This window comes from Actinomadura flavalba DSM 45200, from assembly GCF_000374305.1.
Taxonomy (GTDB): domain Bacteria; phylum Actinomycetota; class Actinomycetes; order Streptosporangiales; family Streptosporangiaceae; genus Spirillospora; species Spirillospora flavalba.
On record NZ_KB894103.1, the window covers coordinates 37,037 to 61,573 of the forward strand.

The following is a 24,537-nucleotide window of genomic DNA, read 5'->3' on the forward strand; positions in this document are numbered from 1 at the left end:
GTTGGTCGGACCACATCGCCCGGATGTCGCGGATCGGTACCGGTGTGACGGTCGCTACCGCGCGGGCTTCAGGAGGCCCGGACGCCCTCGCGGGCGGACGCGGCGAGCGAGACGGCCAGCAGCAGGTCGACGCGGTCCTCCAGCCGGGACAGGTCGCGGCCGGTGAGCTGCTCGATGCGGCGGACGCGGTAGCGCAGCGTGTTGACGTGCAGGTTGAGGGCGCGGGCGGCGGCCGTCCACGAGCAGGAGCAGGCGAGGAACTGCGTGAGGGTGCCGAGCAGGTCGCTGCGGTGGCGGCGGTCGTAGCCGATGACGGCGCCGAGGACCTGCTGCCGGAAGCGGCGGCGGGCGTCCTCGGGGAGCCGGGCGAGCAGCGCCGCGTGCGACGCCGGGACGGCCGTGTCGCCCTCGGCGGTCTCGGCGTCCAGGCGGCGCACGACGATCGCCATCACGCGCGACAGCGTCGTCTCGGCGGGGACGGCCACGAGCGGGACGCCGTACCGCTCGCACGCCTCGACCAGGTCGCCGGGGACGGGCGCGGCGGCCTCCCCCGCCGCGAGGGCCGCCACGCGCCGGGCCGCGAGCGCCGCGACGAACGGCACCGAGTCGTAGGGGCCGCGCCGCCACATCAGGCCGGTGAGAACGAGTTCGCCGCCGTCCAGGTACCGGGACGGATCGGGAAGGTCCGTGACGAAGACCTGCCGGACGGGACGGTCCAGGGCGTCCGCGCACGCGAGGGGACGGAGCCGGAGATCAGGGTCGGCGAGCAGGTCGGCGGTCTTCATGGGAGGAACGTACAGAACGGATGTTCAGCGAAAACACCCGAGCTGTTACGCCTGTGCAACATGCTTCACAAGACGCGCGAATCAGGACGGACCCGGCCACCGCGCGCGCCGCATGTCGACCCGGCGGCCGTCCGGGCGCAGCGGCGTCCGCTCCACTCGGTACTCCTCCAGCGCCCGCACCTCGTGGCCGGGCGGCGGCGTGCCGTCCGCGCGCAGCACCCGCCACCACGGGACCGCGCCGCCGAAGCGCGCCATCACGCGGCCGACCTGGCGGGGGCCGCCGCTGCCGAGCAGTTCGGCGATGTCGCCATAGGCGAGCACGCGGCCCGGCGGGATCTGTTCGACGATCTCCAGGACGGCGTCGGAGTAGTCGTCCAGCTCGTCCTCAGCGGGGTCCATCGGGCCATTGTCGCGCGGCGCCCCGGCGGCGCGTCAGGGACAGCGCCGCGAACGCCAGGCCGAGCAGCGCCGCCGCCGACGCCACCAGCGACACGATGATCAGCCCCGGCGAGCGGTGCACGACCCGCGTCGCGGGCGCCTCGCCCGCCGCGAACCGGCGGCCGGGTGCCAGGCCGGCGCCGTCGGCGCGGTTCGCGGCGATCCGGTCGGCCACGGCCAGCGCGCCCCAGGCGTCCACCCGGCCGAACCCGACGCCGAGGTCGTAGCCTCCGGCGGGACGCTCCCGGGCGCCGCGCGTGATCGCCTGCGCGACCAGCGCGGGCGGCAGCTTCGGGTGCCGCGCCCGGACCAGCGCCGCGACGCCCGACACGAACGCCGTCGCCGGGCTCGTCCCGTCGCCGACCCAGTACTGCCCGCCCGGGCCCGCGCCGACGATCCGCACCCCGGGCGCCGACACGCTCACCGCCGAGTTGCGGTTGGAGAAGCCCGCATGGCGGCCCTGGCCGTCGACCGCCGCGACCGAGATCACGCCGGGGAACGACGCCGGATAGGTGAACGTCCCGCCGCGCGCCTTGCGGACCGTCGCGTCGGCGCCGCCGTTGCCCGCCGCCGCCACCACGACGACGCCGCGCCCGATCGCGTACGCGACGGCCTCGCGTTCGGCGCGTGTCGGATACGAGCGGCCGAGGGAGAGGTTGATGACGTCCGCGCCGTGTGCGACCGCGTGCCGGATTCCGCGCGCGATGGTGGACTCGTACCGGCGGTCACCGGTGAAAGCGGCGAAGCCCGGTTCGTCCCGCTCCAGGATGACGCGGACGGCCAGCACCCGCGCCTCGGGCGCGACGCCCACCATGCCCTCGGCGCCGGTGGGGCCGTGGCCGCGTCCCGCGATGATCGACGCCATGCTCGTGCCGTGCACGCGGCGGGGCGCGACGCCGGGCGGGTTGGCCCCTTCGGTGAGGTCGGGCCCCTGCGTGACGGCGCCCGCCAGGTCGGCCTGCTCGCCGTCGACGCCCGAGTCGAGCACCGCGACCGTCACCCCGGCGCCGCGCGTACTGCCCCACGCGCGCGGCACGCTGAGCGCGCCGAGCACCGCCGCCGCGTCATCGCGCACCTGATCACCCCACGCCGGAACCGCCCCGACACCAACGAGCAGGAGCACCGCCGCCAACACCCGCACGACCCTCAACACGCCCACACCGCTCCCGCGCAGCCGACAGCACCCCGCGTCGCCGGCGCTCTCGGGACGACCACCGCCAGCAGCCGCGCGACGCTCAGCACGCCCGCTCCGCCGCCGCGCAGTCGACAGCGCCCCGCGTCGCCAGCGGTCGCCGCCCGCAGTCGGAGGACGCTCAGCACGCCCGCTCCGCCGCCGCGCAGTCGACGGCGCCCCGCGTCGCCAGCGGTCGCGGGACGCTCAGCATGCCCACTCCCGGGCGTCGCAGTCGACGGTTCCCGGGGTCGCCAGCGGGTCCAGGACGGCTGCCGCCAGCCGGGGGGCGATGCTCGCCAGGTCGGCCTGCCGGGGGGCGCGGGTGGCCGGGCGGCCGTCGGCGTAACCGGCGGTCGCGGCGACGACGTACGGCCCCGCGTGCCGGACGGCGGCGGTCTGCCGGGCGGCGTCGCCGAAGCGCTCGGCGGCCGTGCCGGGGAACGGCAGCGCCCGCAGGCCGGGCCGCACGCCGCCGGGGGCGATCCACTTGGCGGCGTCGCGGGCGGCGCCGCCGTCCGGGAAGACGATCACGCCGACCGTGACGGCGAGGCCCTGCGGCTGGTCCAGGTAGGTCGCGCGGAGCAGCGCGCGGCAGCCGCGCGCCGTCAGCGACTCGCCGAGCGGGGCGTCCACGCCGTCCGCGCAGCCGGTGCCGGGCGCGATGCCGACGCGCCGGGCGTGCTCGGCGGAGCCCAGGTCGAGGGTGTAGCCGAGCGTCGCGGGGAAGATGCGGCCGGCGGGCCAGGCGCGGTACCGCGCGGCGACCTCCGCGACGCGGGCGGCGGCGACCTCGCCCGGCGTCGGCGCGCGGGTCAGCTCACCGGCCAGCCGCGCGCCCGCGACGACGAGGACGGCGGCGCAGCCCGCCGCGAGCACCGCGAGCACCGTGCGCGGCAGCGCGCGACCGTCCGGTCCGTCCTGGTCCGGCGGAGCCTCCGGGCCGAGCGGGGGAACGGTGATCTCGACGCGCGACACGACCGGAGCGTAACCGACCGGCCGTCCCCCGGACAGCCATCTCCCGCCGCATCCCCGACACTTGGCACAGACCCATGAAAAACCACGGATCGAGGGTCAGCGGGGCGGGCCGCCCGCGTGCGGCGGCGGCGCGAGCGCGCGGCGGGTGCGGGGATGGCGGCGGACGAGGGTCAGCGCGACGATCACGGCCGCGGCGGCGCCCAGGACGCCGCCGATCGTGATGACCAGCAGGAGCGGCTTCGTCCACGCGGGACGCTCGATGATCGCCACGGGGCCCGGCGCCGTCGCGCCGAAGCGGTCGCCGGGCTTCTTGCCCGCGTCGGGCGGGGACGCGGCGATGCGGTCGGCGGCGGCGAGCGCGCGGGACGCGCTGATCTCGCCGTAGCCGAGGTCGGGCTTGTAGTCGGCGCCCGCCCGGCCGCCCTCGACGAGCGCCTGCGCGACGAGCGCGGGGGCGAGTTCGCGGTGCTTCGACCGGATGAGAGCGGCGACGCCCGACACGATGGCGCTCGCGGAACTCGTCCCGCTGCTGCGGAAGTACCGGTTCCCCGGCGCCGCGACGGGCAGCGCCACGCCCGGAGCCGCCACCAGCACCGAGTAGTTCCGGTTGGAGAACGGCGCGCGGTCGTCCGGCCCGGCGGTCGCCGCGACGGCGATCACCCCCGGATAGGACGCCGGGTAGGAGTACGGCGCGAACCCGTCGGAATCGAGGCGGAACGTCTCGTCGCCGTCGTTGCCGACCGCCGACACCACGACGACGTTCTTGGAGATCGCGTAGCCGATCGCCTCCCGCTCGGCCGGGCCCTCCCGCTGCTTGCCCAGCGACAGGTTGATGACGTCGGCGCCGTTGTCGACCGCGTACCGGATGCCGCGCGCGACCGAGTCCCGCGCCTCGTCCGCGACCCGGTACCGGGCGTATCCGGCGTCCTCGGGCTCGGCGATGGCGCGGATCGCCAGAATCCGCGCCTGCGGCGCCACCCCGATGACGCCGTCGCGGCGGCCGGGGCCGTGACCCCGCCCGGCGATCAGCGACGCCATCCCGGTGCCGTGCAGGCGCGCGGGCGCGGCGCCCCGGTCGATCGAGGCGATCATGTTGGGGCCGGTGGTGACGGCGCCCGCCAGGTCGCGCTGGCCCGCGTCCACGCCGCTGTCCACGACGGCGACGGTCACGCCCGTGCCGCGCGTCGTCCGCCACGCCTGCTCGGTCTGCAACCGGCGCAGCGCGTCCTGCTGCCCCTCGCGGACCTCGTCGGCGGCGGCGTGCGGCGGCGCGGCAACCACCGCGAGCGCGACGGCGACGGCCCCGGCGGCGGCGCGTCTCAGCACGTCCACTCCTTCGCGCCGCAGCGGGGCAGGCCGCGCGCCGCGAGCGGCGCGAGCACCCCGGCGGCGAGCTGGTCCGCGTGCGCGAACAGACGGCCCGGGCGGCTCTTGACGATCGCGGCGGCGGCGCGTCCGTCGGACTGGCCGGACGTGGTCAGCACGAGGTAGGGGCCGGCGCGGGTCTGGGTGCGGCCCTGGCGGGCGGCGTCGTTGAACCGGGCCGACGCCGTGCCGGGAAAGGCCGCCGCGCGGACGGCCGGGCCCTTGGCGCCGTTCGGCGTGTCGGCCGGCTGCGGCAGCGCCCGCAGGGCGCGGTCGGCGCGCTGCGGGTCGGGGAGCGCGACGACGCCGATCGTCGTGACGACGCCCTGGAGCCGGTCGGCGTAGGTGGCGCGCAGCACGGCGCGGCAGCCGTTCTCGTCCAGGACGGACCCGATCTCGGAGTCGACGGCCTCGGCGCACTCGGTGCCGGGGACGACGCCGAGCCGCGTCGCCTCCTCGGTCTTGTCACCGGCGCGGTAGCGCAGGACGTCGGGGAAGACGCGTCCGGTGGCCCAGGTCCGCCAGCGGCGCGCCACCTCGGCGTTCGCGGCGCGTTCCACCTCGGCGGCGGTCGGGGCGCGGGTGTACTCGCGGTATCCGGCGCCGAGCGCGACGCACGTCGTGACGAGCAGCAGCACGGCCAGCGCGCCCGCGAGCAGCGCCCAGGCGCGCGCGGTCAGGCCGAGGCGCCGGTTCGTCGGCGGCCGGGGTCGCGGCGGGGCTCCGGGCGGGGGTGCCGGGAGCTGCGAAGGGGGAGGCAGGAACGCCACAAGAACCAAGATTAGCCGTGAGCAAGACCAATCTTCTCTTTCTCGGATGACACACCCCGTACGCGCGGAGCGGCGGGCCCGTCCGGGCCCGCCGCTCCGCGCGTACGGCGTTCGGCTCGCCTCACCGCTCGGTGGTGCGGCGGGCCTCCTTGCCGGCGTCCTTGATGCGCTCGCCGACCTGCTTGGCGCCGCCGGACACCCGGTCCTTCTTGCCCTCGGCCTCCAGGTACGGGTCGCCGGACTGGCGGCCGGCCCGCTCCTTGCCGCGGCCCTTGGCGCGCTGGGCGGTGTTCTTGATCTTGTCGAGGAGGCTCATCGTCTCTCTCCCTGTCTCGCGTGCGGCGGTCTGTCGCGGTGCGCCTCAGAGGGCGCCGGAGCGGAGATCGCGCCTGATCTTCGCGGCCTCGGTGTGGATCTGCACCTCGGTGTCCAGCAGCTTGGCCTCGGCCTTCTCGGTCCGCAGCCGGGCCCGCATCTCCCGCAGGCTCGGCGTCCGCCGGCGCTCGCTCCGCGCCGCTCGTCGCTCGGCCGACTTGCCCTTACCTCGCAGACGCATGTCCGCTCCTTCCGCTCGGCAGGCGGGGTGCCCCGCTTATGGCGGTTCATGCGCAGATGCCCTGTGACATGCGCGGACGGGGTTCGGGAATGCGACGGTTCGTGGGAAGGTTGTGCCGTGACAGGACGATGGAGTCCGCCCCCGTAATCGCCCCAAGCGCCAGCACAGGAGCCAGCACCGTGTCGTTGCCACCTCTGGTCGAGCCCGCAGCGGAGCTCACCCGCGACGAGGTCAATCGTTACTCGCGGCATCTGATCATCCCCGACGTCGGGATGTCCGGTCAGAAGCGCCTCAAGAACGCGCGCGTGCTGTGCGTCGGCGCGGGCGGCCTCGGCTCCCCCACCCTCATGTACCTCGCCGCCGCCGGTGTGGGCACGCTCGGCGTCATCGACTTCGACGTCGTCGACGAGTCCAACCTCCAGCGGCAGATCATCCACCGCCAGTCCACACTGGGCCTGCCCAAGGCCGAGTCGGCGGCGGCGACCGTCCGCGAGATCAACCCGCTGATCGACGTCGTCGTGCACAACACGGCGCTCGACCGCGACAACATCATGGACATCTTCGGTCAGTACGACCTGATCGTGGACGGCACCGACAACTTCGCCACGCGCTACATGGTCAACGACGCGGCCGTGCTGCTCGGCAAGCCGTACGTGTGGGGCTCCATCTACCGGTTCGACGGCCAGGCGTCGGTGTTCTGGGCCGAGCACGGCCCCTGCTACCGCTGCCTCTACCCCGAGCCCCCGCCGCCCGGCATGGTGCCGTCCTGCGCGGAGGGCGGCGTCCTCGGCGTGCTGTGCGCGTCGATCGGCTCCATCCAGACGAACGAGGCCATCAAGCTGCTCGCGGGCATCGGCGAGCCCCTGGTCGGGCGGCTGATGATCTACGACGCCCTGGAGATGACGTACCGCTCGGTGAAGATCCGCAAGGACCCCGAGTGCCCGCTGTGCGGCAAGAACCCCACGCAGACAGAGCTCCTGGAGGACTACGAGGCGTTCTGCGGCGCCGTCTCCGAGGAGGCCACCGAGGCCGCCAAGGACGCGACGATCTCCGTCCGCGACCTCAAGTCCATGCAGGACGCGGGCGACGACATCTTCCTGGTGGACGTCCGCGAGCCCAACGAGTACGAGATCGTGTCGATCCCCGGCGCGACGCTCATCCCCAAGGGCGACTTCCTCAACGGCAGCGCCCTGGAGCGCCTCCCGCAGGACCGCAAGATCGTCCTGCACTGCAAGTCGGGCGTCCGCTCCGCCGAGGCCCTGGCCGTCGTCAAGAACGCCGGCTTCGCCGACGCCGTCCACGTAGGCGGCGGCGTCCTGGCCTGGGTCAACCAAATCGACCCGTCCCAGCCTTCCTACTGACCCAAACCCGAGAGCCCCGGCCCCGCAAGGGCCGGGGCTCTCGCACGCCCGCACCCGCCGCTTGCGGCGAACGGCTTCGCGGCCCGGCGGTCTCTGCATAATCTGGCAACGTGGAGAAGACGCCCCCGCCTCCGCCCGCCTATATCGACCATCTGCGCTCGCTCCCCGACCGGGCGCTCGTCGCCCTGCTCGCCGAGCACTGGCTGCTGTGCTCGCCGCCCGTCCCACAGACGTTCCCCAGGCTGGCCGCCGAAATGGTCCGTCTCGGGCTCAGCTTCGGGAGTGAACCGCGCCTCAACCGGTTCGAACTGGAGGTTCGCGACTGCCTGCGCATTCTCGGGCCACGCGGCGTACCGCGTGGCGAACTCGCGGCGGAGCTCGGGCCCACCTGCGACCGGCGGGCGCTGAACGAGGTGATCGGCCGTCTTCTCGGCTCGGGGCTGGCCTGGGAGGACGCCGACGGCGTGCACCTGCTCGACGTCCACGCCGACCCTACGATCCAGGACCGCAAGATGGCCGGACTGGGCCGTCCGGTAAGGGCCCTACTGGCCGTACAACCGCGCGAGCGGCTCGACAGGATCGCCCGCGCCCAAGGTCTGCACGGGGAAGATCCGGTGGACGCGATCGCCATCGCGTTCACCGACGCCGATGCGGTGCGCCGTCTGGTGGCCGCGCTGGATCCTCGCGCGCGGAAACTGGTGGAGGTCTTGGCCACGACGGAAGCACAGTCCTCGTGCTGGCTCCACGGTGACGAGTTCTCGAACTACGGCAAGGAGGCGCTGTTCGACCAGGTAGACGGCCGCGATGCCCGTTCACTCGTCGATGAACTGGCCGACCGGGCGTTGCTGCTGCCCGTACCCGGCTCCGGGGAAAAAGTCGCCGACTTCGGCGCGCGCTTGCTGAACGTGGAACTCCCTCGTGAGGTGGGTCTGGCGTTGCGTGGGCCGTCCCCCTACGGTCGGCTGCATCCGCGCGCGCCCGCGCTGGACGCGGTGGACGTCGGCGTGGGGATCGTGGATCGAGCCGGCGCCGCCGAAGTCCTCGCGACGCTGGAGACGACCGCCCGGTTGCTGGCGGTGTGCGGGTCTGACCCACCTACCAACCGGAGGTGGCGCCGCCGACCGCACGATCGGGAGCCCATCCCGTCCGCTGGCATCGACGAACGGGAACTGGACCGTCTCGCCGCGGCCACCGGTATCGACACGGGTGTCCTGCCACTGCTCTTGGAGGTATGCGCCGAGGCCGGTCTGCTGACGTTGACACCCGACGAGGAGATGTGGCTGCCCACACCCGCGCACGAGACGTGGCTGAGTGACCGTCCGTCGGCCCGCTGGACCATGCTGGCGCGAACGTGGATCGACATGCGTCGCTCGACGCACCACAGCACCGCCGCCGATGACGAGGGGCCGGTCCTGGGTCCCGTTCGCAGCACTGATCCCGGCGAACGGCGGGCTCTGCTGGGCGTGCTCGCCGAACTGCTGCCCGGCCACGCGGCAGCGCCCGGCCGCGTCGTCGCGCTCCTGGACTGGCGCAACACCTGCTATCGCTACGACGCCCCGGCCCGTGTCCTGCAAGCCGCTCAAGAAGCCGCCGCGCTGGGGCTCATCGGCCGGGATGCCCTGACCTCCTACGCACGCGGGCTGCTGAGCGGCGATACCGACCTGCGCGCACTCGACCGCCTGCTTCCCGCCATCGTGCGCCCCCCACGACGGGAACCGCGCACGGCCGCCGCGCTCGCCGATCTGCGGGAGCGGCGTGTCCATGCCTCGCGGTACGCGGTGCCGGAACCGGAGAGCAGACGGTACCGGCCGGAGCCACGGTGGGAGCCGGACGACGCCGAACGTGCGCTGATCGTGCACGCCTGGCGTCAGGCCGACCGCCACCCGAACCCGCCGGCTCGGGAACCGCACAAGATCGCCGTGCTGCGCGCGGCGGCGGCCGAGCTGTCAAACGGGAACGTCCGCAGACTCGACGTTCGTGATCCACGCGGCCGGTCCTGGACGACACTCGCCGAGATCATCCTGGTCACCGGTGGCGTCGTGCTGGCCATCGAGTTGATCGACGGACTGTCCTTCACCATGCCCACGACATGGATCACCCGGGTGAGCGAAGTGCCACACGAGGAATATCGCAGGTACGCGGCGTATCGCGCCTTTCCCGCCAAGCCCGTCCCTGATCCTCGACGGCCCGTGTCCTTCTGGGACGTCGATCTGGCGGAGGTTTGGCATCCGTCCCAGAGCGCGCAGCCATGATCTACCGGGCGGGCTCTAGTCGGCGGTCCCGCCCGTGAAGAGTCGGACGTAGTCCGTGAGACGCCCGGCGCCCCTGCCCACCAGCACGACCTTTACGGTGAGGCCCGGGTCGGCTTGGACCAGCGGTCTCTCGTAGAACCACAGCCCGTCGACCCGCAACGCGACCGGCTCCGGCGTACCGACCGCCAGATTCCCGGCGACGCGGATCTCGGGGGCCACCGCCGTGAAGACCGTGCCCACGGAGAACACCCCGTCGAGCCCCCGCATGATGCATACAGCCCTCTCCCCCGCTTGCTCGCGGACTTCGAGCATCTGTACGACGACCGGCTCGGGTGCGTGGTGGCGGGCGGTCACGGCGTTTCGGGGTGGTAGGTGAGGTGGAGGCGGGGGGCTACGTCCTGGAGCATGAGTTCGAACATGGGGGACGGGTCTTGGAGGGCGAAGTCCAGGTGGCCGAAGACCTCCAGGCTCACGGCGCCCTCCAGGCGGGCCCAGCATTCCAGGAAGAGTTGGAGGAGGCCCAGGGGGACGTCGGTCAGGGCCACGCGGGTTCGGTACTCGGTGAGCTGGTCGCGGAGGGACGGGGTGATCTCGTCGTCGGACGGGATCGGGAACGGGGCCTTGGACCACAGTTCCAGGAAGAGTTCCAGGAAGACCCAGCCGAACCGCCGGCCCTGCTCGGTGGCCGCGTCGGGTTCGTCGGGGCGGCCCAGCGGCGGTAGCGGGGCGCCGTAGACGAGCGTGAACTCCTGCGGGTGGGCGAGGCTCCAGCGGCGGAACTCGCGGGAGACCGTGAGGAACTTGGCGCTCATGTCCGGGTCGGGGAGCGCGTGCATCGCGTCGACCATCGCCGCCGTCACCTCGGTCAGCAGCTCCCCCACCAGGTGCCGGACGAGTTCCGCGTGGCTGGCGAAGTAGCGGTACAGGCCCGGCGCCGTCATGCCCATCTCGCGGGCGATGGCGCGCAGCGTGACGGCCGACGGCCCCTGCTCGACCAGGATGCGGCGGGCCGTGCGGGTGATCTCCTCGACGGTCGCGGCGCGGCGGCGGTCGCGACGGGTGTCCATGCGGCGTCCTTTCGGAGGCTTGACGAACCGGGGCGGCTCATGCGAGGTTAACACCGTTCACGAGTTAACGGTGTTAACCAAAACGAACAGCATTCACGAAAGGTCCCCCCATGCTGGAGTCCTGGGGGCGGCTGCTGCACCGGCGCCGCCGCCCCGTCCTCGTCCTCTCCGCCCTCGCGCTGGTCGTCGCCGCCCTCTGGGGCACCGGCGTCTTCGGCGCCCTCACCTCCGCCGGCGGCTTCGACACCCCCGGCAGCGAGAGCGACCGCGCCACGGCGCTCGCCGAACGCCACCTCGGCCGGAACCAGGTCGACGTCATCGCCCTGTACACGGCCCCGGACGGCACGACGATCGACGACCCGAAGGTCCGCGCCGCCGTCACCGGCGCGCTGGCCGGGCTGCCGCGCGACAAGGTCGCCGGCGTCGCCACGTTCTGGTCCACCGGCTCCCCGGCGTTCGTCAGCGGCGACCGCACCGCCACCTACGCCGCGATCCGCCTCGCGGGCGCCGACGACCAGGCCCGCTCCGACCACTACGCCGACCTGCGCGACCGGCTCGAACGCGCCGACGGCGGCGTGCGCGTCGCGCTCGGCGGCCAGGTCGCCACGCAGACGGCGGTGAACGACCGCGTCGGGTCCGACATCGCGCGCGCCGAGATGCTGTCGCTGCCGATCCTGCTCGTGCTGCTGGTGCTGATCTTCCGGGGGCTGATCGCGGCGGCGCTGCCGCTGGTCGTCGGCGGCGTCGCGATCCTCGGCTCGTTCACCGCGCTGCACCTGCTGACGCTCGTCACCGACGTCTCGGTCTTCGCGATCAACATCACGACGTTCCTCGGCCTCGGCCTGGCGATCGACTACGGCCTGTTCATCGTGTCCCGGTTCCGCGAGGAGCTGGACGGCCCCGGCGGCACCTCCGGCGCGCTCGCCCGGACGATGGCGACGGCGGGACGCACCGTCCTGGTGTCCGGCGTGACGGTCGCGGTGTCGCTCGCCGGGCTCGTCCTGTTCCCGCAGATGTTCCTGCGCTCGATGGGCTTCGGCGGCGTGGCCACCGTGCTGGTCTGCATGCTCGGCGCGCTGACCGTGCTGCCCGCGCTGCTGGCCGTCCTCGGCCCGCGCGTCAACGCGCTGAGCCTGCGCCGCCGTCCCGCGCCGGTCACCGACCGGTGGGCGCGGGCGGCCCGCGCGGTCATGCGCCGCCCGGTCGCCGTGCTGGTCGGCCTCACCGCCGTGCTGCTGATCATGGCGGCGCCGCTGCTGCGGCTGACGTGGGGCGAGGTGGACGCGCGCGTCCTGCCCGACGGCACGCAGGCGCGCGTGGTCGCCGAGCGGCTGGAGACCGGGTTCACCACGACGACGGCCCCCATCACCGTCGTGCTGACCGGGCTGCGCGGCCCGCAGGAGGCGACGGCGTTCGCGCGGAGCGCGGCGGACCTCGACGGCGTCACCGAGGCGAACGTCGTCCGGTCGCGGGGCGGCGCGGCGGAGGTCGCGGTCGGCTACGACGGCGACACCTACGCGCCCGCCACGCGCGCGCTCGTCGACGACGTCCGCGCGCTGCCCACCCCGCCGGGCGCGCACGCCGCCGTCGGCGGTTCCACCGCGATGCTCACCGACACGCTGACCGGCATCGGGGAGCGGCTGCCGTGGCTGGCGCTGACGATCGGGCTGGCGACGTTCGTGCTGCTGTTCCTGGCGTTCGGGAGCGTGGTGCTGCCGCTCAAGGCGATGACGATGACGGCGCTGTCGCTGGCGGCGACGTTCGGCGTCCTGGTGCTGATCTTCCAGGAGGGCTGGGGCGCGGGCGTGCTCGGCTTCACCGCGACCGGCGCGCTCGCGCCCGCGATGCCGATCCTCATGCTGGCGATGCTGTTCGGCCTGACGATGGACTACGAGGTGTTCCTGTTGTCGCGCGTCCGGGAGCGCTACGACGCGACGGGCGACAACGCGGCGTCAGTGGCGTCGGGCATTCAGCACACGGGCCGCATCATCACCGGCGCGGCGGTGCTGTTCATCGTGGTGATGGGCGCGTTCGCGACGTCGGGCATCACGTTCATCAAGATGACCGGTATCGGGATGGTCCTGGCGATCGCGCTGGACGCGACGATCGTCCGGCTCCTGCTGGTCCCGGCGGCGATGCGGCTGATGGGGCGGTTCAACTGGTGGGCGCCCGGCCCGCTGGCCCGCCTCTACCGGCGGTACGGCATCAAGGAGGAACCGGCCGCTCCCGCTCAGACGGGGACCGAGAGCACGTTCAGCACGGACCGTGTGTCGGTGTGACATCACGGAAAGTGCTTGTGATCTGCGCGGACCCACCCGGAGACTGAGGGGTGATGACTCCGTGGCGGCGCGGTGCGGAGGGCCCGTGCCGCCACGGTCACCCGGGCGGGACCGCCGTGAATCGCCCGAGTCGGGGAAGCCGGGTTCCGGCGCCGCGCGGCGGCATGATCGAACCCACGCCACTTCAGGGGGAACCATGTCGCCGACCAGCAGGGCCGTCGTGTCCGCCGCCGTGCTCGGGGCCGCGCTCGCCGTCCCGGCCGCCGCCTCCGCCGCGCCCGGCCTGGACGTCCGGGGCCCGACGTTCGTCCACGACGCCGCCTACGCCCGGGCCACGACCCGCGTCACGACGACGACGCTCCCGCACGACGTCGGCACCGTCCGCCTGGAGGTGACGGGCTTCCCGGAGTCGGCGGCGGGCCGCCGCTTCGGCGCCCACGTGCACACCGGGCGCTGCGGCGAGGACCCGGCCGCCTCCGGCCCGCACTACCGGAACCCGGCCCTCCCGGAGGACGTCCCGCTCGCGGCGCGGGAGATCTGGCTGGACCTGACGATCCGCGCGGACGGCAGCGGCTCCGCCGACACCTACGTCCCGTGGACGATCGCCCAGGGCGCGGCCAACTCCGTCGTGGTGCACGAGCGCGGCACCGACCACCACACCGGCGACGCGGGCGCCCGCCTGCTCTGCACCACCGTCCCGTTCGGTTCCTGACCGGCGCGCGGAACCCCGGCGTCAGGCCGACTTGCGGGAGCGGGACTTGCTCGCCGGCTTCTTGGCGGCGGGCTTCTTGTCGCCGCGGCTCTGCTTGGCGGCCTCGACGCTGGCGCGCAGGGCGCTGAGCAGGTCGGCGGCCGGGGCCTCGTCGGTCGCGGGCTCGGGACGGGTGACCTCGCGGCCCTCGATCTTGGCCTCGATGACGGCTTCCAGGGCCTCGCGGTAGGCGTCCTTGTACTGCGAAGGGTCGAAGTCGCCCGACATGGAGTCGATCAGCGACGTCGCCATCGTCAGCTCCTGCTTGCGGACCTCGATGTCCTCGCCGAGGAACGCGAAGTCGGGCGCGCGGACCTCGTCGGGCCACAGCATCGTCTCCAGCACGAACACGCCCTCGCGGACGCGCAGCGTCGCCAGCGACTCGCGCTGCCGCAGCGCGACCTTGACGATCGCGACCTGGCCCGAGTCGTCCAGCGCGTTCCGCAGCAGCACGTACGGCTTGGTGCCCTGCTTGTCGGGTTCGAGGTAGTACGACTTGGCGAAGTAGATCGGGTCGACCTCTTGCGACTCCACGAACTGGAGCACGTCGATCTGGCGGCTGGACGTGAGCGGCAGGTCGGCGAAGTCCTCGTCGGTGAGCACGACGACCTCGCCGTCGGACAGCTCGTAGCCCTTGGCGATCTCGGCGTAGGGCACCTCCTCGCCGTCCACCGAGCAGACGCGCTTGTACCGGATGCGGCCCCCGTCGGTGCGGTGCACCTGGTGGAACGACACGTCCTTCTGGCTGGTGGCGGCGTACACCTTCACCGGGATGGTGACCAGCCCGAACGAGATGGCGCCCTTCCAGATGCTGCGCATGATCGCCGCATACCCGGGCCGATCCCCCGGTTAGACCACGATTGGTTCTGCATCCTTTTTCCGGGACGCCCGCGCGGGGTACACCTCCGGGCATGAGCCTGCCGTGGCCGGTCGAGCCGATGACGGCCGTCGCCGGCGATCTTCCCGACGACAGTCTGAAATGGGCCTACGAACTCAAGTGGGACGGCGTCCGCGCGGTGGCGCGCGCGGGCCCGGGCGGGGTGCGGGCGCTGGGCCGCTCCGGCGCCGACGTCACCCGCCGCTACCCCGAGCTGTCCTCGCTCGCCGACCTGCTGCCCGCCTACGACGCCGTCCTGGACGGCGAGATCGTCGCGTTCCGGAACGGCCACCCGAGCTTCGAGCGGCTCCAGCGCCGGATGCACCTCGAACGTCCCCCCGCCCGGCTCGTCCGCGAGGTGCCCGTCCGGTACGTCGTCTTCGACCTGCTCGGCCTGGACGGCCGGTCCCTGTTCGACCAGCCCTACACCGTGCGCCGCGCCCTGCTCGACGGGCTCGAACTCGGCGCGGCGGGCCCCGTCGAGGTGCCCCCCTACCTGGACGGCGGCGACGCCGCGCAGGTCACCGACCTGTTGCGGTTCACCCGCGAGCAGGGACTGGAGGGGCTGCTGGCCAAGCGGCTCGACTCGCCGTACCGGCCCGGCCGCCGGGTCGACTTCTGGCGGAAGGTGAAGAACTTCCTGACCCGGGAGGCGATCGTCTGCGGCTGGCAGCCCGGCCGGGGCCGCCGCGAGGGCGGCGTCGGCTCCCTGCTGCTCGGCGCCTACGACGACAAGGGCGGTCTGAGCTTTCTCGGCCATGTCGGCACGGGATTCACCGATCGCGGGCTGGACGAGCTGTACCGCCTGCTCTGGCCGCTTCGCCGTCCGGCGAGCCCTTTCGACGAGGCCGTCCCGCCCGACGTCGCCCGCGACGCCCAGTGGGTTGAACCGCGCCTGGTCGGGGACGTGGCCTACAGCGCCCTGACCAGGGACGGGCGGCTGCGCTTCCCGTCGTGGCGGGGTCTGCGCGACGACAAGGAGCCCCACGAGGTGACCCGTGAGCAGCCGTGAGAAGACGACCGTCGAGGTGGAGGGCCGCGAGCTGTCGCTGTCCAACCTCGACAAGGAGCTGTACCCGTCGTTCACCAAGGGCGAGGTGATCGACTACTACGCCCGGATCGCCCCGGTGCTGCTGCCGCACCTCGCGGCCCGCCCGGCGACGCGCAAGCGCTACCCCGACGGCGTGGACGGCGGCTCGTTCTTCGAGAAGAACGCGCCCTCGCACACCCCCGGCTGGGTCCGCACGGTCACGATCCCGACGCCGGGCAGCTCGCGCGGCCGCGACACGCTCGACTTCGTCGTCGTGAACGACCTGCCGACGCTGGTGTGGCTCGCGAACCTGGCCGCGCTGGAGCTGCACATCCCGCAGTGGAAGGTCGGCCCGCGCGGCCGGCTGCACAGCCCCGACCTGCTCGTCTTCGACCTCGACCCGGGCGAGCCCGCGACGATCGCGCAGGCCCGCGAGGTGGCGTTCCTGCTCCGCGACGTGCTGGCCGCCTCCGGGCTCACCGCCTACGTCAAGACGAGCGGCAAGAAGGGCCTGCACCTGTACGTGCCGGTCAAGGAGAGCGACCGCACGTCCGAGTACGCCAAGACGGCGGCGCAGCGGCTCGCCGAGGAGCACCCGGCGCTCGTCGTGGCGAAGATGGAGCGCAAGCTGCGCAAGGGCAAGGTCTTCGTCGACTGGAGCCAGAACAACCCGGCCAAGACGACCGTCGCCCCGTACTCGCTGCGCGCGGCGCCCGCCGCGTCGGTCTCCACGCCGGTCACCTGGGACGAGCTGGAGGCCGCGTCCACCCTGGCCGACCTCACGTTCTCCCCCGCCGACGTGCTCGCCCGCGTCGGGAAGGACGGCGACCTGCTGGCGCCGCTGCTGGAGGAGCACACCGCCGCCGTCCCCTGAGCGATGGCACTCCAGTGTGACGAAAGCGCCACTCTCCGGCGTCCCCGTCCGCCACCATGGGGGCGCGGGGACGCACACGGAGGGGGACGACCAGGTGACGCAGAGACGACATCACGACGTCGTGGTGCTGGGCGGGGGCTCGGCGGGCGGGCTCGTCGCGGGGGAACTGGCGCGGGCCGGGCGCGACGTCGCGCTCGTGGAGAACCGGCTGGTCGGCGGGGAGTCGCCGTACTTCGCGTGCGTGCCGTCCAAGTCGCTGCTGGCCTCGGCGCGGCGCGGCGAGACGTGGGAGCTGGCCGTCGCGCGCCGCGACGAGGTCACCGGCCACCTCGACGACGACGCGGGCGTGGCCGGGCTCGCCGCCGACGGCGTCCGCGTGGTGCGCGGCTGGGGCCAGGTCACCGGACCGGGCCGGCTGGAGATCGACGGGGCCGAGTGGACGTACGGCGACCTGGTCGTGACGACCGGCAGCGAACCCGCGATCCCCGACGTGGACGGTCTCGCCGACGTCCCCGCCTGGACGCCCGACGAGGCGCTGACGCTGCCCGACCTGCCGCGCCGCCTGGTGGTGCTCGGCGGCGGCCCGGTCGGCTGCGAGCTGGCGCAGGTGTACGCGGCGTTCGGCTCGCACGTCACGATCGTGGAACCGGCCGGGGGGCTGCTGATCCACGAAGCGCCGTTCACCGGCGAGATCCTGGCCGACGCGCTGCGCCGGATGGGCGTCGATCTGCGCTTCGGCGCCCGCCCGGCGCGGATCGAGCGGTGCGAGACCGGTGTGCGCACGTGGCTGCTGGACGGCGGCCGGGTGGACGCCGACCGGGTGCTCGTCGCGGCCGGGCGGCGGCCCCGGGTCGCCGGGTTCGGGCTGGAGACGCTCGGGATCGAGGTGCCGCCGGGGCACGGGCTGCCGGTGGACGACGCGTGCCGCGTCCCGGCCGACGGCCCGGCGGGCGTCTGGGCGGCCGGGGACGTGACGGGCGTCGCCCGCACCGCGCACGCCGCCCGCTACCAGGCGCGCGTCGTCGTCGCGAACCTGCTGGGACGGCCGCGCGCCGCCGACTACCGGGCGATCCCGCGCGTCGTCTACACGGTCCCGACGGTGTATGCGGTGGGGTTGACCCCGAACGAGGCGCGGGCGGGGGGAATCGACCTTCTGTGCGCGGGGTACGACCTGGCAGCGACCGCCCGCGCGGTGGTGGACGACAACGAACGGGGCCGGGTGGAGCTGTACGCCGACCGGGCCGCCGGGGTGCTGGTGGGCGCCGCCGCGGCCGGGCCGGACGCCGAGGAGTGGATGAGCGAGATCGCGCTCGCGATCAGGTCGGGGACGCCGCTGAGCCTGCTCACCGACGTCGTGCACGCCTTCCCGACCTACGGGGAGGCGATCGAGGCGCCGCTCCGCGACCTGGCCGAACGTCTGGAGGGGACACACGTATGAGCGAGACGAACGGGATCGAACGCGGCGGAGCCGACCGGGAGCCGCCCGCCGACGACGCGCCGGAGGCCGACGCGGCCGAGCAGCGCGCGGGCCTCAACGGCGACGCCGAGCCGGCGCGCTGGCCCGAGGGCGTCCCGCTGGAGGCCGACGAGGGCGACGTGGCCGAGCAGAGCCACGAGATCGCGGACGGCGAGGAGGAGTACCGCTAGCCGTCGCGAACCGTCGGAAACGCCCGCGCGGCGGGCTCTTCCTGCGGTTCTGCCACGGGGGCGGGCGGCGGGCTGAGACGATGACCCCGGCGTGATGTTGGTGACCGGGAGGTTACCCGCGCGTAGACTGTGCACGTTGGTTCGCGCGACGGGTACCCCTTCCGTCGCACTGATTCGGTGATCGGAGTGTGTGGTGACCGCGACCCCGGACGCCCGCCCCCGTGGCACGCGACTGCCGCGGCTGGCGCGCCGCAGGCAGTTGCTCGGCGCGGCCCAGGAGGTGTTCGTCGCCCAGGGCTACCACGCCGCGGCGATGGACGAGATCGCCGAGCGGGCCGGGGTCAGCAAGCCCGTGCTCTACCAGCACTTCCCGGGCAAACTGGAGCTGTACCTGGCGCTGCTGGACGAGCACGCCGAGGCGCTGGTGAAGGCCGTCCGCGACGCGCTCGGCTCCACCTCCGACAACAAGATGCGCGTGCAGGCCAGCATGCAGGCGTTCTACGACTTCGTCGCCGGTGACGGCGAGGCGTACCGGCTCGTCTTCGAGTCCGACCTGCGGAACGTGGCGCCGGTGCGCGCCCGCGTCGAGCGCGCCAACCAGCAGTGCGCCGAGATGATCGCCCAGGTGATCATGGAGGACACCGGCTGCCCGCAGGACGAGGCGCACCTGCTCGGCATGGGCCTGGTCGGCATGGCCGAGGTCTCGGCCCGGTACTGGCTGGGCGGCGGGCAGCAGCGCGCCATCTCCAAGGACACCGCCGAGTCGATCATCGCGCGGCTGGCGTGGCGCGGCATCTCCGGCTTCCCCCGCACGAACTGACGCGGGCGTCCCCGCCACGCGCCGGTGTTCGCTTCTGGCGAACCGGCCGGCGCGCGGGACGCCTGTGCCCCGTGTCACTCTGGTAGCAGGCGAGCCCCGCCGTGCCACGGCGGGCCGGTGAGGGGAGAGCGCGTGCAGGTGCGCATCGGGGTTCAGTACGTGGCGCGGGAACTGGTCGTCGACACCGCGCAGAGCGCGGACGAGGTCCAGCAGGCGCTGACGACGGCGCTCGCGCTCGACGGCGGCGTCCTGGTCCTCCAGGACCGCAAGGGCGGGCGCGTCGTCGTCCCGGCCGCGCGGATCGGCTATCTGGAGTTCGGCGAGGACGAGGGCCGCTCGGTGGGCTTCGGCGGGTCCATCTAGCGCTTTACGGCGCCGATTTCAAGACCCGATACCACGGCGTTGACCTGCGCGGATCTCGGTGCGTGCGGGAATCGCGAAGGTCCTCCACGTTTCAACCGGACGACACGGGCATACCGATCACCGACCGAACGGTCGCGCCGCCCCGAGGTGCGACCCCGACGCGGAATGGTGATCGACAATGGTCATGACGGTTCTCGGTTTCATCGTGGTGGGCGCCATCGTCGGTGCGCTGGCGCGGCTCATCATCCCCGGCCGTAACCCGATCGGCATCGTGCTGACGATCCTCGTCGGTATCGTCGGCGCCGTCCTCGGCGGCGTCGTCGCCAACGCCCTCGGCGTCGGGAACGTGCTGGAGTTCGTGTTCGCGCTCGTGATCGCCGCCGTCGGTGTCGCCGCGCTCACCGCCCTCCAGCGTCCGAAGCACGGTGGCGCCGCCCGTGGCCGCCGCTTCGGCCGCAGCCACTGACGTTCAGACATGACGCGCCCGCCTCGCGCGGGCGCCGGGGAGCGACCCCCCGCCCGGACTCCGGGCGGGGGGTCGCTCCCGTTTCACGTCCCGGTCGCGCCGGACGCGGCCAGGCGCCCGTACAGGGACGGGTTCAGCAGATCCTTGACCTTGGCGTAGGGCGCCTTGAAGGTGAAGTTGTTGCAGTCGGTCCCGGTCGTGGACCAGATCAGTTCGAGGCCGCCCGGGGCGAGCAGCAGCCCGGCCGGGGCCGGGGAGTCGGCCGGGTCGCCGTCGCGGCGGCCGGGGAACAGGTCGGCGCGGCGCAGCGGCTCCAGCTCGCAGTCGGCCCAGTCGCCGCGCGGACCGTCCAGCCGCTGCCAGAGCTGCGCCAGGCCCGGCGCGGTGAGGGTCTTCGCGGCCAGGACGTCCTCGGGGGTCAGCGCGCGCCCGGTCTTGGTGTCGACCGTGACCGGGACGGTCGGGAGCCCGCCCTCGCCCTCGAAGCAGGGCGCCATCTCGATCGCCGTGGCGGCCGACACCAGCTCGCCCTTGAGCCCGAAGCGCACCTTGCCCCGGATCTCGCTGGACCGGTCGCCGCACTCGGCCTTCTGCTCGGGCAGCAGCGTCGCCGCCGCCCAGGTGGCCGCCCACTCCAGCGGGGCGCGGAAGGCGTCGTTCACGCGCCGGGCCGCCGCCGCGTCCAGTCCCTGGACCTCCACGCGCTCGGCGCCGCGGAACACCACCTTCTGCGCGGGCCGGTCGGCGTTCTCGGCGACGACGACCGCGCGCGGCCCGTCGCCGCCGCCGTCCTCCCCTCCCCCGCACGCCGCCCCCGCCAGGAGAGCCGCCACCAGTACACCCGCCACGCGTGCCCGCATGTTCCGCCCCGATATCGCCTGCCGAATCTGCCGCCGACAAGGATGACAGGACCCGTCCGGGTTGCGCCCGGGACGTCCCGTCCCGGATGCTGGACAGGTGGCCGCATGCGGCCACGAAACGGAAAAAACGCCGGTGACATCGGTTCTGCGGGGCGTGCATGGAATACCCGCCGGGCGGGAACCGTTATCACCGGTGATCGGCCATTGGTGCAAGGTTTCCAAGGTCGGTACACTGCGTCGCGGAGTGTGACCGCACGCAGCCACAACGGGTGACTGCTTTCAACCCCTGACTGCGGTCGCCGGACAAACGACGGCTGGTCCCTCTCGCGCGAGCGCGCGGCCACGTCCCTGGACGTGTGCGACCACCCGGCCGCGATCTCGCGGCCGGTCCGGGCGCAGCGCCGCGACCCCGAGTGAGGACCCCGCACTATGGAGGCTGAAAGCCCTGACTACCTTTCGTGAACTCGGGGTCGTCCCCGAGATAGCAGACGCACTCGAAGCCGAAGGCATCGTGGACGCCTTCCCGATCCAGGAGCTGGCGCTCCCGATCGCGCTCGGCGGCCACGACATCATCGGCCAGGCGCGCACCGGCACCGGCAAGACGCTGGCGTTCGGCATCGCGCTCCTCCAGCGCAGCGAGCACGGCGGCAAGAAGCCGCAGGCGCTCGTCGTCGCTCCGACCCGCGAACTGGCGAGCCAGGTCACCGAAGACCTCGTGGTCGCCGGTGGCAAGCTCGGCTCCCGCGTCCTCGCCGTCTACGGCGGACGCGCCTACGAACCGCAGGTGCAGGCGCTGCGCGACGGCGTGGACGTCGTCGTCGGCACCCCCGGCCGGCTGCTCGACCTCGTCAAGCAGAAGCACCTCGACCTGTCCGAGGTCGGCACGCTCGTCCTGGACGAGGCCGACCGCATGCTCGACCTGGGCTTCCTGCCCGACATCGAGCGCATCATCGAGCGCATCCCGGCCAAGCGGCAGACGATGCTGTTCTCGGCGACGATGCCCGGCCCGATCGTGTCGCTGTCGCGGCGCTACCTCACCCGGCCGACGAACGTCCGCGCCGAGTCGCGGGACGAGTCCGAGGCCACGCCGCAGGTCGTCCAGCACGTCTGGCAGGCCCACCAGATGGACAAGCCCGAGCTGCTGGCCCGGGTGCTCCAGGCGCAGGGCCGCGGCCTGACCATGGTCTTCTGCCAGACCAAGCGCGCCTGCGACCGCGTCGCCGGCGACCTGGTCCAGCGCGGGTTCGACGCGGCCGCCGTGCACGGCGACCTCGGCCAGAGCCAGCGCGAGCGGGCGCTGCGCGCGTTCCGCAACGGCAAGATCGACGTGCTCGTCGCCACCGACGTCGCGGCCCGCGGGCTCGACGTGGACGACGTCACCCACGTGGTCAACTACGAGACGCCCGACAGCGCCGAGACCTACGTCCACCGCATCGGCCGCACCGGCCGCGCGGGCAAGGAGGGCACGGCGATCACGCTGATCGACTGGGGCGACCTTTCCCGGTGGAAGCTGATCAACGGCACGCTCGGGCTCGACTTCGCCGTCCCGGAGGAGACCTACTCCACCTCCGAGCACCTGTACGAGGTCCTGGGCATCCCCGCCGGAACCACCGGCACGCTGCCCAAGGCCAAGCGCGGCGAGCGCACCGGCCTGGAGTCCGAGGCGCTGGAGGACATCGGCGAGACCGGCCGCACGCGCAGCCCGGCCCGCCGGGAGCGCACGCCCGCCGAGGCCGCACCGGCCGCGGAGGAGCGTCCCGCGCGTCCCAAGCGCAAGCGCAACCGGAGCCGCACCCGGGGCGGCAAGACCGTCGCCGCCGGTACGGCCGCCGCGAGCGAGTCTCCGTCCGCGCCCGAACCGGCCGCCGCACCGGCGCCCGTCGCCGAGGCCGCTCCGGCCGCGTCCGGCGGCGACACGGTCGTCACCGAACGCAAGCGCGGCCGGTCCCGCCGCCGCACCCGCGCCGGTCAGCCGACCGAGCGCGACCCGTGGAACTCCTGAAGTCCCACCTGACCGCGACTGCGGGATCACGGCCCACGTGATCTCGCGGTTGCCCCGCAGGAACCCCCGTTCCGGGACGTTCCAGCGCAGACCGGGGCGCAGCGCTCAGCGCGCCCCGGCCCGTCGCGCTCACGCGCGACGGAGGCGCAGTGCCGTCTTCGGGTGGTCGGTGACCAGCACCGCCACCCGGGGATCGTGCAGGAACCGGCGCATCGTCCGTTCCGCGTTGACCGTCCAGACCATGGCCGGATAGCCCGCTCGCGCGCACTGCCCCAGAACGCCCACCCGCGCCAGCCGATGGTTGAGTGCGACCAGATCCGCGCCGGACGCGCGCAACGCCCGCAGCGGCGCCAGATCGCCCACGACGCCGGGATCGCGCCAGTTCCGCCCGACCGACAGGGCCGCCCGCGTCCCGGGGAACTCCCGTTTGAGCGCCGCGATCAGCGCGACGTCACCGGTGGTGACGATGAACCCGTCCGGCCCGAGCGTCTCCGTCGCCAGCTCGACGACCTCCCGCCCCACACCGGGCTCCTTCACGTCCAGATGGGCGCGGGCGCGGCCCGCGATCACCGCCAGCGCCTCGGGGACCGTGACGACCGGGCGGCCGGACAGCTCGCGCAGGCGCGTCCGGTCGAGTTCGGCGACGGGTCTGCCCCGGACCGCCGCGTCGTGCTGGACGACCAGGTGCCCGTCCCCCGCGCGGCGCACGTCGATCTCGACGTACTCGGCGCCGGTGGCGGCCGCGTCGCGCAGGCCGGTGTGACCGGCGGTGTCGCGGCGATGGGCGGAGATCTCCGGTGCCACGTCCCGGACGCTACCACCGAACCTTCTTCACCGGTGTTCTCGCGGCGGTATTTAGTATGGTGGCGCTCTGTGAGCACGCCCCCGTTCTTGAGCCTGCCCGCCGGCGTCCGCCGGACGACCGTCGAGACCTCGCGCGGCGCCTTCGCCGCGCTGGAGGCGCTGCCGGGGTCGGGGGTCTCCGAGCGCTGCCCCGCCCTCCTGGTGCCGGGATTCACCGGCTCCAAGGAGGACTTCATCGCCGTCCTCCAGACGCTGGCGGCGTCCGGGCGCCGCGTCGTCGCGATCGACCTGCGCGGCCAGCACGAGACGCCCGGGCCCGACGACCCGTCCGCCTACACGCTGGCGGAGCTGGCCGCCGACGTCGTCGCCCTGGTGGAGGCGCTCGGGCCCGAGCCGGTGCACCTGGTGGGGCACTCGTTCGGCGGCCTGGTGACGCGCGAGGCGATCCTGTCGGCGCCGATGCTGCCCGCGTCGGTCACGCTGATGAGCAGCGGCCCGGCGGCGGTGACGGGGCCGTCCGCCGAACGCGCGAACGCGCTGCGCGAGGCCGTTCCGACCATCGGCCTGGAACAGATCTGGACGCTCGGCATCGAACCGGACGCCGTCGCCCGGGGGGTGCCGCCCGACATCATCGCCTTCCTGCGGGAACGGACGCTCGGCAACGCCCCGGCGGGGCTCGTCGCGATGGCCGGTGAACTCCTCACCGCGCCCGACCGCGTGGAGGACCTGGCCAAGCACGCCCGGAGCACGAGCCTGGGCGTACTCGTCCTGTACGGCGAGGACGACGACGTCTGGGACCCGCGCGAGCAGGCGCTGATGGCCGAACGCCTGGACGCGGGCCGCGTCGTCATCCCGAGCGCCGCCCACTCCCCCGCCGTGGACGCGCCGGAGACGTGCGCGAGCGCGCTCACCGCCTTCTGGAACCAGGCCGAACGCACCCTGCACTGAGGCCGGCGGACGTGATCGTCGTCACTTCGGGGTGTCGCGCGCACGAATGTAATGACACACTTACTTGAGTTTG

The 24,537-nt window shown here is 73.6% G+C and carries 26 protein-coding genes; 13 read left to right on the plus strand and 13 right to left on the minus strand.

Going from position 1 to position 24,537, the window contains the following annotated elements:
* Positions 1-68: 68 nt before the first annotated feature.
* The 8 genes from C229_RS34555 to C229_RS31945 form a co-directional block, all read right to left on the minus strand.
* Positions 69-785 (minus strand): PucR family transcriptional regulator ligand-binding domain-containing protein, encoded by a 717-nt coding sequence (locus C229_RS34555; protein WP_018658160.1) that lies wholly within the window; start codon positions 783-785, stop codon positions 69-71.
* Positions 786-866: 81 nt separating this feature from the next.
* Positions 867-1,184: an MGMT family protein gene (locus C229_RS0126540; protein WP_018658161.1), complete on the minus strand. Its 318-nt coding sequence runs from the start codon at positions 1,182-1,184 to the stop codon at positions 867-869.
* Positions 1,171-2,298 carry a S8 family serine peptidase gene (locus C229_RS0126545; protein WP_018658162.1) on the minus strand — a complete coding sequence of 376 codons (1,128 nt, stop codon included), beginning with the start codon at positions 2,296-2,298 and terminating at the stop codon, positions 1,171-1,173. The genes C229_RS0126540 and C229_RS0126545 overlap by 14 nt, the downstream gene beginning before the upstream one ends.
* 303 nt (positions 2,299-2,601) lie before the next feature.
* A complete protein-coding gene (locus C229_RS0126550; protein WP_018658163.1) occupies positions 2,602-3,372 on the minus strand; it encodes a hypothetical protein in 771 nt (256 codons plus the stop codon).
* A 96-nt stretch (positions 3,373-3,468) separates the two neighbouring features.
* Complete coding sequence (locus C229_RS0126555; RefSeq protein WP_018658164.1) at positions 3,469-4,698, minus strand: S8 family peptidase; 1,230 nt, start codon at positions 4,696-4,698, stop codon at positions 3,469-3,471.
* Complete coding sequence (locus C229_RS0126560; protein WP_018658165.1) at positions 4,692-5,507, minus strand: hypothetical protein; 816 nt, start codon at positions 5,505-5,507, stop codon at positions 4,692-4,694. The genes C229_RS0126555 and C229_RS0126560 overlap by 7 nt, the downstream gene beginning before the upstream one ends.
* A gap of 121 nt (positions 5,508-5,628) precedes the next feature.
* The gene (locus C229_RS0126565) at positions 5,629-5,823 is read right to left on the minus strand and encodes a CsbD family protein (protein ID WP_018658166.1); all 195 of its coding nucleotides are present in this window, start codon (positions 5,821-5,823) and stop codon (positions 5,629-5,631) included.
* Positions 5,824-5,868: 45 nt separating this feature from the next.
* Positions 5,869-6,063, minus strand: a complete 195-nt coding sequence (locus C229_RS31945; RefSeq protein ID WP_033424826.1) for a hypothetical protein — start codon at positions 6,061-6,063, stop codon at positions 5,869-5,871.
* A 179-nt stretch (positions 6,064-6,242) separates the two neighbouring features.
* On the opposite strand from C229_RS31945, the gene moeZ reads away from it, so the two are divergent.
* On the plus strand, positions 6,243-7,424 hold the full coding sequence (gene moeZ, locus C229_RS0126575; RefSeq protein ID WP_018658168.1) for an adenylyltransferase/sulfurtransferase MoeZ: 1,182 nt from the start codon (positions 6,243-6,245) through the stop codon (positions 7,422-7,424).
* Between the two features lie 110 nt (positions 7,425-7,534).
* Positions 7,535-9,676: a hypothetical protein gene (locus tag C229_RS0126580; protein ID WP_026314187.1), complete on the plus strand. Its 2,142-nt coding sequence runs from the start codon at positions 7,535-7,537 to the stop codon at positions 9,674-9,676.
* Positions 9,677-9,691: 15 nt separating this feature from the next.
* Here the strand turns inward: C229_RS0126580 and C229_RS0126585 are convergent, their stop codons facing one another.
* Both C229_RS0126585 and C229_RS0126590 read right to left on the minus strand, forming a co-directional pair.
* Entirely contained in the window at positions 9,692-10,030 is a 339-nt protein-coding gene (locus tag C229_RS0126585; RefSeq protein WP_018658169.1) for a hypothetical protein, read from the minus strand.
* Complete coding sequence (locus C229_RS0126590; protein ID WP_018658170.1) at positions 10,027-10,743, minus strand: TetR/AcrR family transcriptional regulator; 717 nt, start codon at positions 10,741-10,743, stop codon at positions 10,027-10,029. Before C229_RS0126590 ends, C229_RS0126585 begins: the two co-directional genes overlap by 4 nt.
* A 110-nt stretch (positions 10,744-10,853) precedes the next feature.
* On the opposite strand from C229_RS0126590, the gene C229_RS0126595 reads away from it, so the two are divergent.
* Both C229_RS0126595 and C229_RS33220 read left to right on the plus strand, forming a co-directional pair.
* Positions 10,854-13,022, plus strand: a complete 2,169-nt coding sequence (locus C229_RS0126595; protein ID WP_018658171.1) for an MMPL family transporter — start codon at positions 10,854-10,856, stop codon at positions 13,020-13,022.
* Positions 13,023-13,218: 196 nt separating this feature from the next.
* Positions 13,219-13,734 (plus strand): superoxide dismutase family protein, encoded by a 516-nt coding sequence (locus C229_RS33220; protein ID WP_018658172.1) that lies wholly within the window; start codon positions 13,219-13,221, stop codon positions 13,732-13,734.
* A gap of 21 nt (positions 13,735-13,755) precedes the next feature.
* Here the strand turns inward: C229_RS33220 and ku are convergent, their stop codons facing one another.
* Complete coding sequence (ku, locus tag C229_RS31955) at positions 13,756-14,592, minus strand: non-homologous end joining protein Ku (protein ID WP_018658173.1); 837 nt, start codon at positions 14,590-14,592, stop codon at positions 13,756-13,758.
* A gap of 92 nt (positions 14,593-14,684) precedes the next feature.
* Here ku and ligD (C229_RS0126610) point away from each other — a divergent pair, with 92 nt between their 5' ends.
* The 7 genes from ligD (C229_RS0126610) (at position 14,685) to C229_RS0126640 (ending at position 19,850) form a co-directional block, all read left to right on the plus strand.
* A complete protein-coding gene (ligD, locus tag C229_RS0126610) occupies positions 14,685-15,662 on the plus strand; it encodes a non-homologous end-joining DNA ligase (RefSeq protein ID WP_018658174.1) in 978 nt (325 codons plus the stop codon).
* On the plus strand, positions 15,649-16,554 hold the full coding sequence (ligD, locus tag C229_RS0126615; protein WP_018658175.1) for a non-homologous end-joining DNA ligase: 906 nt from the start codon (positions 15,649-15,651) through the stop codon (positions 16,552-16,554). Before ligD (C229_RS0126610) ends, ligD (C229_RS0126615) begins: the two co-directional genes overlap by 14 nt.
* 94 nt (positions 16,555-16,648) lie before the next feature.
* Positions 16,649-17,992 (plus strand): dihydrolipoyl dehydrogenase family protein, encoded by a 1,344-nt coding sequence (locus C229_RS0126620; protein WP_155885069.1) that lies wholly within the window; start codon positions 16,649-16,651, stop codon positions 17,990-17,992.
* Positions 17,989-18,201 carry a hypothetical protein gene (locus C229_RS0126625; RefSeq protein ID WP_018658177.1) on the plus strand — a complete coding sequence of 71 codons (213 nt, stop codon included), beginning with the start codon at positions 17,989-17,991 and terminating at the stop codon, positions 18,199-18,201. The genes C229_RS0126620 and C229_RS0126625 overlap by 4 nt, the downstream gene beginning before the upstream one ends.
* A 193-nt stretch (positions 18,202-18,394) precedes the next feature.
* Positions 18,395-19,021, plus strand: a complete 627-nt coding sequence (locus tag C229_RS0126630) for a TetR/AcrR family transcriptional regulator (protein ID WP_018658178.1) — start codon at positions 18,395-18,397, stop codon at positions 19,019-19,021.
* Between the two features lie 132 nt (positions 19,022-19,153).
* Positions 19,154-19,384, plus strand: a complete 231-nt coding sequence (locus tag C229_RS0126635) for a DUF3107 domain-containing protein (RefSeq protein WP_018658179.1) — start codon at positions 19,154-19,156, stop codon at positions 19,382-19,384.
* Positions 19,385-19,568: 184 nt separating this feature from the next.
* Positions 19,569-19,850: a GlsB/YeaQ/YmgE family stress response membrane protein gene (locus C229_RS0126640; RefSeq protein ID WP_026314188.1), complete on the plus strand. Its 282-nt coding sequence runs from the start codon at positions 19,569-19,571 to the stop codon at positions 19,848-19,850.
* An 83-nt stretch (positions 19,851-19,933) separates the two neighbouring features.
* On the opposite strand, the gene C229_RS0126645 is transcribed toward C229_RS0126640, so the two are convergent.
* Complete coding sequence (locus C229_RS0126645; RefSeq protein ID WP_155885070.1) at positions 19,934-20,698, minus strand: hypothetical protein; 765 nt, start codon at positions 20,696-20,698, stop codon at positions 19,934-19,936.
* A 523-nt stretch (positions 20,699-21,221) separates the two neighbouring features.
* Here C229_RS0126645 and C229_RS0126650 point away from each other — a divergent pair.
* Complete coding sequence (locus C229_RS0126650; protein WP_018658182.1) at positions 21,222-22,712, plus strand: DEAD/DEAH box helicase; 1,491 nt, start codon at positions 21,222-21,224, stop codon at positions 22,710-22,712.
* A 129-nt stretch (positions 22,713-22,841) separates the two neighbouring features.
* On the opposite strand, the gene C229_RS0126655 is transcribed toward C229_RS0126650, so the two are convergent.
* Positions 22,842-23,516, minus strand: coding sequence for a glycerophosphodiester phosphodiesterase (locus C229_RS0126655; RefSeq protein ID WP_018658183.1), 675 nt, complete (start codon positions 23,514-23,516; stop codon positions 22,842-22,844).
* 69 nt (positions 23,517-23,585) lie between these two features.
* Between C229_RS0126655 and C229_RS0126660 the strand changes: the two genes are divergently transcribed.
* Positions 23,586-24,464, plus strand: coding sequence for an alpha/beta fold hydrolase (locus tag C229_RS0126660; RefSeq protein ID WP_018658184.1), 879 nt, complete (start codon positions 23,586-23,588; stop codon positions 24,462-24,464).
* The last annotated feature ends 73 nt before the right edge of the window (positions 24,465-24,537 follow it).

Excerpts from the sequence above, each read along its gene's own strand:
- C229_RS0126565 (WP_018658166.1), bottom strand. The coding sequence starts at position 5,823 with ATGAGCCTCCTCGACAAGATCAAGAACACCGCCCAGCGCGCCAAGGGC.
- C229_RS34555 (WP_018658160.1), bottom strand. The coding sequence starts at position 785 with ATGAAGACCGCCGACCTGCTCGCCGACCCTGATCTCCGGCTCCGTCCC.
- C229_RS31945 (WP_033424826.1), bottom strand. The coding sequence starts at position 6,063 with ATGCGTCTGCGAGGTAAGGGCAAGTCGGCCGAGCGACGAGCGGCGCGG.
- C229_RS0126595 (WP_018658171.1), top strand. The coding sequence starts at position 10,854 with ATGCTGGAGTCCTGGGGGCGGCTGCTGCACCGGCGCCGCCGCCCCGTC.
- ligD (WP_018658174.1), top strand. The coding sequence starts at position 14,685 with ATGAGCCTGCCGTGGCCGGTCGAGCCGATGACGGCCGTCGCCGGCGAT.
- C229_RS0126590 (WP_018658170.1), bottom strand. The coding sequence starts at position 10,743 with ATGGACACCCGTCGCGACCGCCGCCGCGCCGCGACCGTCGAGGAGATC.
- C229_RS0126640 (WP_026314188.1), top strand. The coding sequence starts at position 19,569 with ATGACGGTTCTCGGTTTCATCGTGGTGGGCGCCATCGTCGGTGCGCTG.
- ku (WP_018658173.1), bottom strand. The coding sequence starts at position 14,592 with ATGCGCAGCATCTGGAAGGGCGCCATCTCGTTCGGGCTGGTCACCATC.
- C229_RS0126625 (WP_018658177.1), top strand. The coding sequence starts at position 17,989 with ATGAGCGAGACGAACGGGATCGAACGCGGCGGAGCCGACCGGGAGCCG.
- C229_RS33220 (WP_018658172.1), top strand. The coding sequence starts at position 13,219 with ATGTCGCCGACCAGCAGGGCCGTCGTGTCCGCCGCCGTGCTCGGGGCC.
- C229_RS0126540 (WP_018658161.1), bottom strand. The coding sequence starts at position 1,184 with ATGGACCCCGCTGAGGACGAGCTGGACGACTACTCCGACGCCGTCCTG.